This window comes from Cognatilysobacter segetis, from assembly GCF_004359965.1.
GTDB lineage: Bacteria > Pseudomonadota > Gammaproteobacteria > Xanthomonadales > Xanthomonadaceae > Cognatilysobacter > Cognatilysobacter segetis.
Map to the genome: position 1 here is coordinate 1 of NZ_SMRQ01000019.1, position 13466 is coordinate 13466.

The following is a 13466-nucleotide window of genomic DNA, read 5'->3' on the forward strand; positions in this document are numbered from 1 at the left end:
GCGCCTGCCGCGCATGCGCGTTGGCGATCGCCACCGCGTCCTCGAGGCGCCGGCCCGCCAGCGTCAGCGGTTCGAGCCGCGCGGCCGCGGCGCGGTCGACCAGCAGGTGCCGCCGCACCGCCGCCGCGTGGCTGTCCGGATCGTCGGGATGGAGCCAGCGTTCGTCGACCAGCCCGACGTCCACGCGCTCCCAGTCCAGCGGCGCGCGCGCCAGGGCGCGCAGCACCGGCGCCATGGACTCGCTCGGCGACAGCAGCAGGCGCGACCGCGGCCGTTGCTGGAGGTCGCGCCGGAGTTCGCCCGCGATCATTACCGCCGCGGCCCAGGTCCAGACGTGGGTATCGCGGTGCAGGTAGAGCTGCGCGCCCGCCGGGAGCGTCCGATGTTCCGTGGCGGGCACTCCGGGCGGGATGCCGAAGACCATGCCGGGATCATGACGGCTCGACGCCGCCGGCGCACCCGTTGGGCGGCCCGGCCGGCCGGCGCGGCGTCGCACCGCCGCTATACTCGCGGGCCGCGCGCCGGCCCACCGGCCGGCGCCCTCCGCGAGCCCTGCGCCGCACCCGAGGTCGCTCCGCCGAATGCGTCTTTCCACGATCAAGCTGTCGGGCTTCAAGTCGTTCGTCGACCCGACCACCGTCCATCTGTCCGGCAACATGACGGGCGTCGTCGGCCCCAACGGCTGCGGCAAGTCGAACATCATCGACGCCGTGCGCTGGGTGATGGGCGAGAGCTCGGCCAGCCGCCTGCGCGGCGATTCGCTGACCGACGTGATCTTCGCGGGCTCGTCGGCGCGCAAGCCGGTGTCGCAGGCGATGGTCGAGCTGATCTTCGACAACTCCGACCACACGATCACCGGCGAGTACGCCGCGTTCAACGAGATCTCGATCAAGCGCGTGGTCTCGCGCGACGGCCAGAGCCAGTACTACCTCAACGGCACGAAGTGCCGCCGCCGCGACATCACCGACCTGTTCCTCGGCACCGGCATCGGCCCGCGCAGCTACTCGATCATCGAGCAGGGCATGATCAGCCAGGTCATCGACGCCAAGCCCGAGGACCTGCGCATGTACCTGGAGGAGGCCGCCGGAATCTCCAAGTACAAGGAACGCCGCAAGGAAACGGAAACGCGCATTCGCCACACGCGCGAGAACCTCGACCGCCTGAACGACCTCCGCGAGGAAGTGGGCAAGCAGTTGCAGCACCTCGCGCGGCAGGCGAAGCAGGCCGAGCAGTACCAGGCGATCCAGGCCGAGCGCCGCGTCAAGGACGCCGAGTGGAAGGCGCTCGAATTCCGCGCGCTCGACCGCAAGGTGCAGGCGCAGCGCGAGAAACTGTCGCAGGCCGAGACACGCCTCCAGCAGCTCATCGCCGAACAGCGCGAGGCCGAGCGCCAGCTCGAGGAAGGCCGCGTCAAGCGCGAGGAAGCCGCCGAGCATCTTTCGCGGGCGCAGGCCGAGAGCTACGAGGTCAGCGGCGCGCTGGCGCGCGTCGAGCAGCAGATGCAGCACCAGCGCGAGATGTCGTCCCGGCTGCAGCGCGCCCGCGACGAGGCGCTGGCGCAGCTGTCGGAGATCGCGAACCACATCGGCAGCGACCAGGCCCGCCTGGATGCGCTGCGCGACGCACTCGAGAACGACGAGCCCCGCCTGGAGATGCTGCGCGAGGAGGAGATCGCGCGCGCCGACGCCTTGCGCGATGCCGAAACCAAGCTCGGCGACTGGCAGCAGCGCTGGGATGCCCACGCGCGCGCGCAGGCCGAGGCCTCGCGCGCCGCGGACGTGGAGCGGGCCCGCATCGAGGGGCTCGACCGCATCGCCCTCGACGCGGAACGCCGCCGCGAGGCACTGGCGGCCGAGCGCGCCGGCCTCGACGTCGATGCGCTCGCCGAGGCGGCTTCGTCGATCGTCGAGCAGCTGGAGACGCAGAAGCTCTCGGTCGACTCGCTGAGCGAGCAGCTCGACGAGCGCAAGCAGGCGGTCTCCGCATTGCAGGAGCGCCAGCGCGAATCGCAGGCGCAGCTGGCGGATGTCCGCAAGGCGACGCAGGCCGCGCGCGGCCGGCTTTCCGGGCTTGAAGCCCTGCAGGCCGCGGCGCTGGGCCAGGAGCAGGGCCGCGCGATGGAATGGCTGCGGGCGCATGGCCTGCAGGACGCGTCGCGCGTTGGCGAATCCCTCGATGTCGACGCCGGCTGGGAAACCGCCGTCGAGACCGCGTTGGGACAGTTGATCGAAGGCGTGCTGGTCGACCGGCCCGAATCGCTCGCGACGGCGCTCGATGCGCTCGGCGAGGGGAGGCTGGCGCTCGTCGCGCGTGACGGCGGTGATGCCGCCTATCCATCGACGTCACTGGCCTCGCGCGTGCGCGGCCCGGCCGCGATCCGCGCGATGCTCGCCCGCGTGCATGGGGCGGACGACGTCGCCTCCGCGCTCGCGATGATTTCCGGTCTTCCGGCCGGCGACCTGGTCATCACGCGATCGGGCGAGCGACTCGGCGCCGGCTGGGTGCAGGTCGTGCGCGCGAGCGCCGCGACGCAGGGCGCGCTGCTGCGCGAGCGCGAGATCCAGTCGCTGCGGTCGGAGATCGACGGCCTCGTGCTGCGCGAGCGCGAACTCGACGCGCTGTTGATCGAGCTTCGCGACCAGGTGCTGGTCGCCGAGCAGCACCGTGAGGACGCTCAGCGCGGCCTGTACATGGCGCATCGCGCGGTCAGCGAGCTGGGCGGGCAGCTGCAGAGCCAGCAGGGCAAGGTCGACGCCGCGCGCGGTCGCATCGAGCGCATCGACGCCGAACTCGCGCAGCTGGCCGAAACGCTGGAGTCCGCGCGCGAGCAGTCGCGGCTGGCGCGCTCGAACCAGGAGGACGCGGTCGTCCGCATGTCCGAGCTGGAGGACACGCGCGGCGAGCTGGAGAACGAACGTCGCCGCTTTACCGAGATGCGCGACGGCGCGCGGAATGCCGCGCGCGAGGCCCGCGATGCGGCGCACGCGCTTGCGCTCACGGTCGAGTCGCAGCGCGCTCAGCTGGCCGGCCTGACGCAGGCCCTGGACCGCATGACCGGGCAGCGCGGGCAACTCGATTCCCGCCTGGGCGAGCTCGCCGCGCAGCTCGCGGACGGCGACGCGCCGGTGCGCGAGCTCGAGGAGCAGCGCCAGGTCGCGCTCGAGCAGCGTGTGCTGGCCGAGCAGAAGCTGACCGCCGCGCGGACCGCGCTCGACGGCATCGACCATGAACTGCGCGGCTTCGAGCTCATCCGCCAGCAACGCGACGAACAGGCGCTGCAGCAGCGCGAGGCCATCGGCCAGCGCCGGCTGGAGCAGCAGGCGCTCGCGCTCAAGGCCGAGCAGCTCTCGGTCGCGGTCGCCGAGGCCGGCTTCATCCTCGACGAGGTGACCGCGACGCTGACGGACGAGATGGAGCCGCAGGTGTGGGAGCGGACCGTCGCCGAACTCGACGCCCGGCTGCGCCGGCTCGAGCCGGTCAACCTCGCCGCGATCGCGGAACACGCCGAGGCCGCGCAGCGCAAGGACTACCTCGACGCGCAGGACATCGACCTGCGCACGGCGCTGGAGACGCTCGAGGACGCGATCCGCAAGATCGACCGCGAAACGCGGGGCCGCTTCAAGGACACCTTCGACCGCGTCAATTCCGGCATGCAGGAGCTGTATCCGCGCCTGTTCGGCGGCGGTCATGCCTACCTCGAACTCACCGGCGAGGACCTGCTCGACACCGGCGTCGCGATCATGGCGCGCCCGCCGGGCAAGCGCGTCTCCAACATCTCGCTGCTCTCCGGCGGCGAGAAGGCGATGACCGCGGTCGCGCTCGTGTTCGCGATCTTCCGCCTGAATCCGGCGCCGTTCTGCCTGCTCGACGAGGTCGACGCACCGCTCGACGAGGCCAACGTGGGCCGGTTCACGGCGATGGTCAACGAGATGAGCGAGCAGGTACAGTTCCTGTTCGTCACCCACAACAAGGTCACGATGGAGGCCGCGCGGCAGCTCATGGGCGTGACCATGCGCGAGCCGGGCGTGAGCCGCCTCGTGTCCGTCGACCTCGCCGAAGCCGCGCGCCTCGCCGGCGCCGCCTGACGCCCAGGAGCACACGATGTCGAGTATTTCGGACCAAACGATGCTGCGCGTGTGGATCCTGATCGCAGGCGTGGTGCTGGTCGCCGCGATCATGTTCTTCGGCCGGCCGCGCCGCCCGGGGCAGGGCCGGCGCGTCGCGCGAGGGGAGGGCGGCCGGGTCGAGCCGACGCTCGGCGAGCAGCTCCAGGCCGAACTCGCCACGGACGACGCACCCGCCGAGCCCTCGCAGGAGTCGCTCGACCTGCAGCCCCGCGGCGGCGCTGCGACGGACGAGCTCGGCAAGCGCACCACCGAGGAGTTCGACAAGATCGTGACGCTGTACCTCGCGGCGCGCGCCGGGCAGCTGCTGCACGGGCCCGACATCGTGGTCGCGGCGGAAAGGCCGGGCTCGACTACGGCCACATGGGCGTGTTCCATCGGCTCGTCGAGGGGCATCCCGAGCGCGGGCCGGTCTTCAGTGTCGCCAACATCATGAAGCCCGGCAGCTTCGACATGGCGAACATCCAGTCGCTGCAGACGCCGGCGATCGCGTTCTTCCTGACGCTGCCCGCGCCGGTCTCGGCGCTGGATGCGTGGGACACGATGCTGCCGACCGCGCAGCGCATGGCCGAGTTGCTCGACGGCGTGGTGCTGGACGAGCAGCGCAACGCGATCGGTCGCCAGCGCATCGCGCACATCCGCGACGAGCTGCGTGCATACGACCGGCAGCGCGAGGCGCCGCCGCTGACCCGCCCGACGCGTTGGTGACCGGCGACGGCGCGATCACGGTTCGGCGCTAGACTCGGTCCGTCTCTTAGGGAGGCGGCCGACATGCCCGACATCGGACTCCATCGTTCGCGCCACGACCGCATGATCGCGGGCGTGCTGGGCGGCGTCGCGCGTCGCTACGGCTGGAACTCGACGCTGCTGCGCGTCATCTACGTGCTCGTGTCGCTGCTCTCGGCGGCGTTCCCGGGCATACTCGTCTACCTGATCGCCTGGCTGCTGATGCCGGAGAGCGACTGAGCCGCGATGCGCGATGAAGGGGCGGACACCCCGGCATCCGCGCGGGTCGAGGCCGTGGCCCGACGTGCACTGGTCGCGCTCGGGATGCTGTGGACGCTGCCGAACACCGCCGTCGGGCTGCTGCTCGGTGCGGTCGGGCTCGCGTTCGGCGCGCGCCCGCAGTGGCGCCGGCAGGAGCTTGCCTGCGTGTTCCATGCGTGGCCCTGGGGCCCCGGCGGCGCGCTCACGCTCGGCAACGTGATCCTGCACACCGGCGCCGACCTCGACGTCGCCTGCGTGACCTATGCGCACGCGGCCGGGCTGCACGTCGAGGCGCCCGTCCAGCTCGCGGCCCATGAGCGCGCGCACGTCTACCAGTACCTCGTGCTCGGCCCGCTCTTCCTGCCCGTCTACCTCGTCTGTGGCGGCATCGGCGTGCGCAACCGGTTCGAGCGCGCCGCGGACCGCTATGCCGCGACGGGGCGCGGCTGGTGGCCCTGGCCGACGCCGCCGATGTCCGTGCGCAACGCCGACGAACGGTGATCAGCGGATTCGTTGCAGCGGTAACGTCGATTGCACAGGGGGCTGCTGCGTCGCGTCGCGACACGGAGGGCAGCAATGGACTTCAAGGCTTACCGACGACCCGACGGCGCGTACGTGCTCGTACCGGATTGCCTGGTCGCTTCCCGCGATGCGCAGGCGCGGCACGGTCCGCTCGTGCTCGTCGCGCGCTTCGACGCACCATGCCCGGCGGAGGATCCCGTCTGGAATCGCGTGCTCGGCGACCTCGACCGCCAGTCGTACGCGGTCGTCCGGCGGGAGACCGGTGAGCAGCTGCTGCGCCTGGCCACGGTGTCGGAACTGGTCTGAGCGCGGCGCGTGAACCCGGCGGCGCAACGAGAAAGCCCCGTCGTCGCGGGGCTTCTGGTGCCGGAAGTGGGACTCGAACCCACACGCTTTTAAGGGCGGCGGATTTTGAGTCCGCTGCGTCTACCGATTCCGCCATTCCGGCGCGGACGCGAAGTATAGCCGCGGTCAAATGCGCCGGCGCGCGGTCTGGCCCGCTTACGCGGCCTCGTCCGTTTCGAGCGTGCGGTCGTTGCGGACGTACCACTCGCCCTCGCTGGGCGCGAACGTCGAGCAGCACTGCATCTCGGCCTTGTAGATATGCAGCGAGATGGCGACGCGATCGTCGCTGGCGTTCCGGATGGTGTGGTACTCGTGCGGCGGAATCAGGCTGCCCGCGCTGCCCGGACCGGCCTGGATGCCGCCGGCGGGGCGGAAGCGGAACCGCTCGCCGTCACGCTCCAGCAGCTCGTACTGCGTGATGTCGAGCTCGCCGTCCCACACGCCTTCGACGCACCAGAGGCCCGAGTGGTCGTGCACCGGGGTGCCCTGGCCGGGCCCCCACGTCATGGCGACGACGCTGTAGCCGTGCAGCGGGCTGCGGTAGAGCTCGCGCCGCGCGTAGTGGTCGCTGATGGGCTCGTAGACGCAGGCGGGCAACTCGACCTCGCGGTCGCGGATGAGTTCGCACAGCGCCTGGCGCACGGCGCGCGTGACCGACTGGCAGTCCCCGCGCGACACCGCGGCGTCGAGCGACGCGATCATCTTGTCGTGGCCGGGAAACGAGACGTCGGGGAGAGCGGCGGCGTTCATGCGTCGATTCTAGCCCCGGCGGTCCGCGGCGTCCGCAGCGTGTCGAGGAAACCGCCCACTGCGGGCCCGAAACGGGCGAAATCCACGAGGAACGCGTCGTGGCCCTGCGGCGATTCCAGCGGCAGGAAGCGCGCGTCGGTGCCGCCCTGAGCGAGGCCCGCGGCGATTTCCTCCTGCTGCTGCAGCGGGAAGAGGATGTCCGTCTGCACGCCGATGACCAGCGCCTTCCCGAGCGGGATCGAGGCGAGCGCGGCCAGCGTGTCCGTGTGGCTGTCGCCGCAGCGGCCTGCGCAGTAGTCGCCGATGTCGAACCAGTCCATCGCACGGCTCAGGTAGAGGTAGCAGTTCGGGTCGAAACGGCGCACGAAGCGGCGCGCATGCGCCTCCAGGTAGCTCTCGACCTCGAACTCTAGGCCGAACGGATCCTCGCCCGCACGGTCGGACTCGAGCCGCACGCGGCCGAATCGGCCGTCCCACTCCAGCGCGGAGCGGTACGTGATGACGCCGAGCTTGCGCGCCATCCGCATGCCCGATTCCGGATAGGTCGCGTCGTCGTAGCGCCCGCCGTTCCAGCTCGGGTCGAGGCGGATCGCCTCGCGCTGCAGCGAACGGATCGCGATCGAGAACGGCAGCGCGCGGGCGGCCCCGGAGATGTTGACGTGGTGGCGGGCGAGGCCGGGATGCCGCTGGAGGAAGGCGAGGGCGACCATGCCGCCCATCGAGTTGCCGATGACGCAGGCCAGTTGCCCGATCCCGAGCGCACGCACGACGTGTGCGGCGGCATCGGCGCAGTCCTCGACCGACAGCGGCGGAAACTCGAGCCGGTACGGCCCGCTGCCGTCCGGCAGGGGGGAGGCCGGCCCCGTCGACCCCTTGCAGCTGCCGAGCGTGTTGACGCAGATGACGTGCCAGCGATCGGTATCGATCGGCTTTCCCGGGCCCAGCATCGCTTCCCACCAGCCGGGCGTGGGATCCGCAGGACTCGACGCGGCATGCGCGTCCGGCGACAGGCCGGTGAGGATCAGGATCGCGTTGTCGCCGGCGGCGTCGAGCTCGCCCCAGGTCTCGTACGCCATGCGGGCGCCGTGCAGTTCGCCGCCGCGCTTCATCGGGAACGGCGAGGGCAGGTCGACGAAGCGCGATCCCGGCGGGATGAATTCGGTCATGGCGAGGTCCATTGCACGGGCGCAATTGTGCCTGCCCGCGGCCGCCGGGCGCCAAACGGCCGCTTGAACCGGCGCTACACGCGGCGGGTTGCAGAGTGGGGTTCCATTCCAGAAGGAGCAGGGCCGTGGCCAACAAGCCGAACGACACGAACGACATGAACCGCGATCCGATCTCGGGCGCGCCGGGCTCGCATCCGGTCGGGACCGGCGTGGGCGGCGTCGGCGGTGCCGCGGTGGGTGCAGCGATCGGCAGCGTGTTCGGACCGATCGGCACGCTGGTCGGCGGCGCGATCGGCACGGTCGCCGGCGCGGCGGTCGGCCATTCCGCGGCCGAGCGCGTCGATCCCACGGGCGAAACCGAGGCGTGGCGTAGCGAAGCCACGACGCGGCCGTACTACGACGGCCAGTACGACTACGACCGCGACTACGCGCCGGCGTACCGCTACGGCACCGAGGCGCGCAACGAGAACCGCAACGAGGCGTGGGGCCGCGCCGAGAGCCGCCTGCAGTCGGGCTGGGAAAAGGCCAAGGGCGAGTCGCGCCTGGCCTGGGACAAGGCGCGTGAGCCGATCCGCGATGCGTGGGATCGCAGCGACCGCACCTATCGCACGTACGACGCATCCGACCGCTACTACGAGCAGCGCTTCAACCAGGCCGACTACTACAAGCCGGACTACAGCTTCGACGACTACAAGCCTGCGTACCGCTACGGCACCTACGCCCGTAGCCAGTCGGCGAACGGCCAGTGGGACGACAACACCGAGCGCGAGCTGGAGCGCGGCTGGGAATCGGCGCGCGGCACGTCGCGCTTGGCCTGGACCGACGCCAAGGAGGCGGTGCGCGACGCGTGGCACGGCGTCGAGCGCATCATGCCGGGCGACGCGGACCGCGACGGCCGCTGAACTCTGGAAGCACGCAACGCGGCCGGCGAATGCCGGCCGCGTCGTTTTGTGAGTGCCGAGCTTGTCGCGGGAGAGGGGCGCCGCGGAGTTGCATGCCAAGAGCGCTGTTTGGACCTCGCGCGCGCGGAATGCCGTAACGCACCGTTTGTCGACGCTCGATAGACATGCCGAGGGTTCGCCTGCGCTCCGCGCCAATGTGAGGGCCCCGAGGGGTACTGTCGGGCGGAGCCAACAGCGAGGCGCTAGCGGCAGCTGCGAACGCCGACCGGCAGCGGTTTCAGCCGGGCCGCGGTCAAGACAGCGTCAGCCGTTGCGGCCGATAACATAATAGGCATTATGCGAAGTCACAGAAGTCGGGATTGAGGCCCGCCGGGCCAGCCTCGACCCGTCAATCCCGGCCGTACGCCGAAGACGCTTCGATCCTCCGCCGCACTTCGCCTTCCAGTCCCTTCAGGCCCCAGCGCTTCCCGATCTCGATCGCCTCATCCGCCGGCCTGCCTTCGACCCAGGCGGCCCGGAGCGCGGCCATGGCGCCGACGCGGTTGCCGCTCGCGCAGTGCACCAGCACGGGTTTCGGCGACGCGCGCAGCAACGCATCGAATGCCACGACGTTTCCGCGCGTCAGGTCAGCGGCGCCTCGCAGCGGCAGGTTCGCGTAGCCGAGCCCGTTGGCGCGCACGGCGGTCGCCTCGTCGAAGTCCGGCGTTTCGTCGTCGGGCGTCAGGTCGACCACCTGACGGATGCCGGCGGCCTTCAGGCTGACGATGTCCCCGGGCGCGATGCGTCCGGCGGCGACGACGCCCCGCGCGGGCGACACCGCGTTGGTCACGGGCGGCACCTTCGTGCGCAGGGCCGCGCCGCTGCAGCCGATCGCAATGAGGGTCGCGAGCAGTACCGGCGCATAAACGGACTTCATGCCTTTCTCCTTCGGCGTCGGCGCACGCCTGCGTTGCGCGATTGTGGTCCTTGTCGGCCCGGCGGCGAACGCCGGGCAGGCACGTTGCCACCGGTCGGCGCCGCATCGAGCGCGTGGCGACCCTGCGACACATGCGACGGGTTCCGCGAAAGTCGCGAAATTCCGGTCGCTCGTGTCATCAGAACCAAAGCCGGACGCCCGCGACGACGCGGGTTTCCTGCACGTCGAGACCATCGGCCCGCCGAAAAGCCGCGGTATCGCCGAACGCGCGTTCGACTTCGACGCCGATGTACGGCGCGAACCGCCGCGTGACCTCGTAACGCAGCCGTGCGCCGGCGTCGACAGTCGACAGGCCGGTGCCGAGGTGCCGCGCGGCGTCGTCACGTCCGCCGTAGAGGTTCGCTTCCGAACGCCACTGCAGGATCAGCCGGTTGGTGACCAGCGTTTCGTACTCGGCCTCGAGGCGCGCGGCCGCGCGTCCGCGGCCGACATAGGCGGTCGCCTGTACCTCGATCTTGTACGGCGCCAGGCCCTGCACGCCGAACGCGGCGAACGCCCGGCCCGGCCCGTCGCCGTCGTCGGCGCGTACGCCGGCCACGACGTCCCACCACGGAGTGATCGAGCGGCCGTACAGCGCCTCGATGCTGCCGTGGTCGATGCGTCCGTCCGCAACGATGCCTTCGCTGCGTAGCCACAGGCGGTGCAGATCGCCGCCGTACCACGCCGTCGCGTCCCACGCGCCCTCCCCCGCGCCGCGCGCCTCCAGGCGATCGATCAGCACGTAGCGATGCGCCATGGCGTCGTGCGTGGCATGCGATCCGGCAAGCGCGGGAAACGCCGCAGCGCGATCCGCGTCGGTCAGTGCCGGAATTGCGGTTCGCGGCGCGGCGCCCGCGGGCAGGTCGCCCGGATGCATGCCGGGGTGCGTCGCGTCGTGCTGCATGCCGGCGTGCGCGGCGTGCGCGTCGGCCCCCTGCCCTGCGGGCATTCCGTGGCCCGCATGTCCCGACGCCTGGTCGGCCCCGTGCGCCATCGCGGCGTGGTCCATCGCGGACATGTCGTGCCTGGACATGTCGTGGTCCGGCGGGTGGCCGCTCTTCACCTCGTCGCCGTCCATGCGGTGACCCCGCATGTCGTGCCCTTCCATATGGTGTTCCGCTATCGGATGGTCAGTGGTGTCCTGGGCCGACGGCGCGGCATCGGGCGGCGGTGCGAGCGTCGCGCGCGCTGTCGTCGCCTTTGGAGCGGGCTGCGACGGCGCGGTCGTTGCGGCGTGCGCTGCGTGGTGCTGCGCATGTACCGCCGGCGCGACGACGATCGCGAGCACGAAGGCAGCGGTCGGATACCGGATGCTCATTCGCGCACCTCCACTTCCCGCATCATTCCCGACTCCATGTGGAACAGCAGGTGGCAGTGGTAGGCCCAGCGGCCGAGCGCGTCGGCACGCACGCGGTAGCTGCGGCGACTGCCGGGCTGCATGTCGACGGTGTGCTTGCGGACGAGGAACCGGCCGTCGTCGTCCTCCAGGTCGCTCCACATGCCGTGCAGGTGGATCGGGTGCGACATCATCGTGTCGTTGACCAGCACGATGCGCAGGCGCTCGCCGTAGTTGAAGCGCAGCGGGCCCGAGTCGGAGAACTTCACGCCGTTGAACGACCAGGCGAACTTCTCCATGTTGCCGGTGAGGTGGATCTCGAGCTCGCGGCCCGGTTCGCGACCGTCGGGGTCGTCGAACAGGCTGCGCAGCATCGAATAGCTCAGCGCCTTGCGACCGTCGGTGCGCATGCCGTTGCCCGGATCCTCGAGCCGCGACGTCGGCGTCATCGCCTGGTTGTCGACCAGCGGATTGCCGGCCTCGCTCGCCGGATGCGCCTGCATCGCCCTGCCCTGCATGGCCGCCATGTCGTGGCCCGCGGGCATGGCCATGCCGGCCATGTCGTGGCCCGTCGCCTGCGAGGCGTGCGACATCGTCGACATGTCGTGGCCGGGCATCGCCTGCGCATGCGACATGGCGGCCATGTCGTGGCCGCCGCCCGCGCCGTGCGACATGCCGCCCATGTCGTGCGCGGCCATGCCCATGTCCTGCATGGTCAGGATCGGGCGCGCATCCAGCGCCGGTACCGGCGCGCGCAGCCCGTCGCGCACGGCGAGCGTGCCCGAGACGAAGCCGGTGCGCGCCGAATCCTGCGCGAAGATGGTGAAGGCGTCCTGTCCGGACGGCTCGACGATCACATCGAATGTCTCCGCCGTAGCGATGCGGAACTCGTCCACGGTGACCGGATGCACGTACTGGCCGTCGGCGGCCACCACCGTCATCAGCAGGCCGGGAATGCGAACGTCGAAATACGTCATCGACGAACCGTTGATGAAGCGCAGCCGCACCTTCTCGCCGGAGCGGAACAGCCCGGTCCAGTTGCCCGGGCCGGTCGTGCCGTTCATGAGGTAGGTGTAGGTCTGAGCGTTGACGTCCGACAGGTCGGTCGGCGTCATGCGCATGCGGCCCCACATCGCGCGGTCGGCGAGCGTCGCGTCGAACCCCTGCCGCCGCGCATCGCGCACGAAGTCGCCGACGGTGCGCTTGTGCAGGTTGTCGTGGTCCGACATCTGCTTCAGCCGCGACATCAGGCGCGCCGGGTCGAGGTCGGTCCAGTCCGACAGCAGCACGACGTAGTCGCGCTGGAACACGAACGGCTCGGGTTCGACGGGATCGATCACGATCGCGCCGTAGAGGCCGGCCTGCTCCTGGAACGCGGAGTGGCTGTGGTACCAGTACGTGCCGTGCTGCCGCACGTCGAAGCGGTACTGGTAGGCCTCGCCGCGGTGGATGCCGTCGAACGATATGCCGGGCACGCCGTCCATGTTCGCGGGCAGGATCATGCCGTGCCAGTGGATCGACGTTTCGTGCCCGTGGATCGATCCCGGCGGCAATTCGTTGCGCACGCGGAGGTTCACCGTCGTGCCCTGCCGCCAGCGCAGCAGCGGCGCAGGCAGGCTTCCGTTGACGACCACGGCGCGCCGCGCGCGGCCCGTGAAGTCGACGGCGATCTCGCCGACGGACAGATCGAACTCGGTGCCGCTAAGGACCCCGGGATTGCCGACGCGTGGGCCGGCGACGGCGCCGCGCGCGGGCAGGCCGAGCGCGAGGGACGCCCCGCCGAGCGCGAGGCCCTGCACGAAGCGGCGGCGCGACGGCAGCACGGCGTCCGCGCCGGGACGGTGGAAACGGAAGGACATGGCTGGACTCCGGCGGCCGATGGCCACCTCGATGAGCGTAGGAGAGCACGGCGTGCATGCACGCCGGATGCGTCCGGTGCGCCCGGGGGCGCGGGCGTCACCTAGCCGATCGGAGGTCGTATCAGCGGCGGCAGTCGCGGCGGGGCGTGGTTCGCCCGAGGCAGCAGGCGGCTCGGCGGGCTCCGCGCGGCGATGCGGCCTTCGCCGACGGGTGCCATGCCGATGGGCAATTGCGCCGGGCACGGACACGCGCAGCCGCCGCGGTCGCAGCCGTCCTCCGAAGAGGAAGGGTGCGACGACGAATGAGGCGTCGCATGGCCATCCGACGCGTCGTGGTGCCGCGGCATCGCATCCGGATCGCAGCAGTCGTGCGCATGACCGTGCATCGCGGCGGCCGCATCGCGTGGCGCGCCGGCGTGCCCACAGGCCACATGGGTCGACGCGCGCGCCGCGCCTGCACCGTTCGCCACCAGGGCCAGGCAGAGCACGATCCGCAGCAGGAGCGCGACGAGATTCACGT

The 13466-nt window shown here is 71.1% G+C and carries 12 protein-coding genes, 1 tRNA gene and 1 pseudogene; 6 read left to right on the forward strand and 8 right to left on the reverse strand.

Going from position 1 to position 13466, the window contains the following annotated elements:
• On the reverse strand, positions 1–424 hold a 424-nt coding region (locus tag E4F61_RS05710), incomplete at its 3' end, for a 6-phosphogluconolactonase (protein ID WP_202908954.1).
• Between the two features lie 157 nt (positions 425–581).
• On the opposite strand from E4F61_RS05710, the gene smc reads away from it, so the two are divergent.
• The 5 genes and pseudogenes from smc to E4F61_RS05735 all read left to right on the forward strand — a co-directional run bounded on the left by smc (position 582) and on the right by E4F61_RS05735 (position 5939).
• Complete coding sequence (smc, locus tag E4F61_RS05715; protein WP_133478710.1) at positions 582–4085, forward strand: chromosome segregation protein SMC; 3504 nt, start codon at positions 582–584, stop codon at positions 4083–4085.
• 16 nt (positions 4086–4101) lie between these two features.
• A pseudogene (gene zipA, locus E4F61_RS05720) lies at positions 4102–4832 on the forward strand (cell division protein ZipA).
• Positions 4833–4895: 63 nt separating this feature from the next.
• Positions 4896–5090 carry a PspC domain-containing protein gene (locus E4F61_RS05725; RefSeq protein ID WP_133478711.1) on the forward strand — a complete coding sequence of 65 codons (195 nt, stop codon included), beginning with the start codon at positions 4896–4898 and terminating at the stop codon, positions 5088–5090.
• Between the two features lie 6 nt (positions 5091–5096).
• Positions 5097–5612 (forward strand): hypothetical protein, encoded by a 516-nt coding sequence (locus tag E4F61_RS05730; RefSeq protein WP_133478712.1) that lies wholly within the window; start codon positions 5097–5099, stop codon positions 5610–5612.
• Positions 5613–5687: 75 nt separating this feature from the next.
• A complete protein-coding gene (locus tag E4F61_RS05735) occupies positions 5688–5939 on the forward strand; it encodes a hypothetical protein (protein ID WP_133478713.1) in 252 nt (83 codons plus the stop codon).
• 55 nt (positions 5940–5994) lie between these two features.
• On the opposite strand, the gene E4F61_RS05740 is transcribed toward E4F61_RS05735, so the two are convergent.
• The 3 genes from E4F61_RS05740 to metX all read right to left on the reverse strand — a co-directional run bounded on the left by E4F61_RS05740 (position 5995) and on the right by metX (position 7894).
• Positions 5995–6081, reverse strand: a tRNA-Leu gene (locus E4F61_RS05740).
• A gap of 53 nt (positions 6082–6134) precedes the next feature.
• Positions 6135–6728 carry a cysteine dioxygenase family protein gene (locus E4F61_RS05745; RefSeq protein ID WP_133478714.1) on the reverse strand — a complete coding sequence of 198 codons (594 nt, stop codon included), beginning with the start codon at positions 6726–6728 and terminating at the stop codon, positions 6135–6137.
• Positions 6725–7894 carry a homoserine O-acetyltransferase MetX gene (gene metX / locus E4F61_RS05750; protein ID WP_133478715.1) on the reverse strand — a complete coding sequence of 390 codons (1170 nt, stop codon included), beginning with the start codon at positions 7892–7894 and terminating at the stop codon, positions 6725–6727. The genes E4F61_RS05745 and metX overlap by 4 nt, the downstream gene beginning before the upstream one ends.
• A gap of 155 nt (positions 7895–8049) precedes the next feature.
• On the opposite strand from metX, the gene E4F61_RS05755 reads away from it, so the two are divergent.
• Positions 8050–8796 carry a hypothetical protein gene (locus E4F61_RS05755; RefSeq protein ID WP_133478758.1) on the forward strand — a complete coding sequence of 249 codons (747 nt, stop codon included), beginning with the start codon at positions 8050–8052 and terminating at the stop codon, positions 8794–8796.
• Positions 8797–9184: 388 nt separating this feature from the next.
• Here E4F61_RS05755 and E4F61_RS05760 read toward each other — a convergent pair whose 3' ends face one another.
• From E4F61_RS05760 to E4F61_RS05775, 4 genes are all read right to left on the reverse strand, one after another.
• Positions 9185–9946 (reverse strand): protein tyrosine phosphatase family protein, encoded by a 762-nt coding sequence (locus E4F61_RS05760; RefSeq protein ID WP_238382811.1) that lies wholly within the window; start codon positions 9944–9946, stop codon positions 9185–9187.
• Positions 9891–10859 carry a copper resistance protein B gene (locus E4F61_RS05765; protein WP_238382812.1) on the reverse strand — a complete coding sequence of 323 codons (969 nt, stop codon included), beginning with the start codon at positions 10857–10859 and terminating at the stop codon, positions 9891–9893. Before E4F61_RS05765 ends, E4F61_RS05760 begins: the two co-directional genes overlap by 56 nt.
• Before the next feature lie 206 nt (positions 10860–11065).
• On the reverse strand, positions 11066–12946 hold the full coding sequence (locus tag E4F61_RS05770) for a copper resistance system multicopper oxidase (protein WP_133478717.1): 1881 nt from the start codon (positions 12944–12946) through the stop codon (positions 11066–11068).
• 101 nt (positions 12947–13047) lie between these two features.
• On the reverse strand, positions 13048–13464 hold the full coding sequence (locus E4F61_RS05775) for a CopL family metal-binding regulatory protein (protein ID WP_133478718.1): 417 nt from the start codon (positions 13462–13464) through the stop codon (positions 13048–13050).
• Positions 13465–13466: the final 2 nt, after the last annotated feature.

What these genes read in the sequence shown, in the direction of transcription:
- smc (WP_133478710.1), top strand. Translation starts at nt 582, where the DNA reads ATGCGTCTTTCCACGATCAAGCTGTCGGGCTTCAAGTCGTTCGTCGAC.
- E4F61_RS05725 (WP_133478711.1), top strand. Translation starts at nt 4,896, where the DNA reads ATGCCCGACATCGGACTCCATCGTTCGCGCCACGACCGCATGATCGCG.
- E4F61_RS05730 (WP_133478712.1), top strand. Translation starts at nt 5,097, where the DNA reads ATGCGCGATGAAGGGGCGGACACCCCGGCATCCGCGCGGGTCGAGGCC.
- E4F61_RS05735 (WP_133478713.1), top strand. Translation starts at nt 5,688, where the DNA reads ATGGACTTCAAGGCTTACCGACGACCCGACGGCGCGTACGTGCTCGTA.
- E4F61_RS05745 (WP_133478714.1), bottom strand. Translation starts at nt 6,728, where the DNA reads ATGAACGCCGCCGCTCTCCCCGACGTCTCGTTTCCCGGCCACGACAAG.
- metX (WP_133478715.1), bottom strand. Translation starts at nt 7,894, where the DNA reads ATGACCGAATTCATCCCGCCGGGATCGCGCTTCGTCGACCTGCCCTCG.
- E4F61_RS05755 (WP_133478758.1), top strand. Translation starts at nt 8,050, where the DNA reads ATGAACCGCGATCCGATCTCGGGCGCGCCGGGCTCGCATCCGGTCGGG.
- E4F61_RS05760 (WP_238382811.1), bottom strand. Translation starts at nt 9,946, where the DNA reads ATGGTCTCGACGTGCAGGAAACCCGCGTCGTCGCGGGCGTCCGGCTTT.
- E4F61_RS05765 (WP_238382812.1), bottom strand. Translation starts at nt 10,859, where the DNA reads ATGGAAGGGCACGACATGCGGGGTCACCGCATGGACGGCGACGAGGTG.
- E4F61_RS05770 (WP_133478717.1), bottom strand. Translation starts at nt 12,946, where the DNA reads ATGTCCTTCCGTTTCCACCGTCCCGGCGCGGACGCCGTGCTGCCGTCG.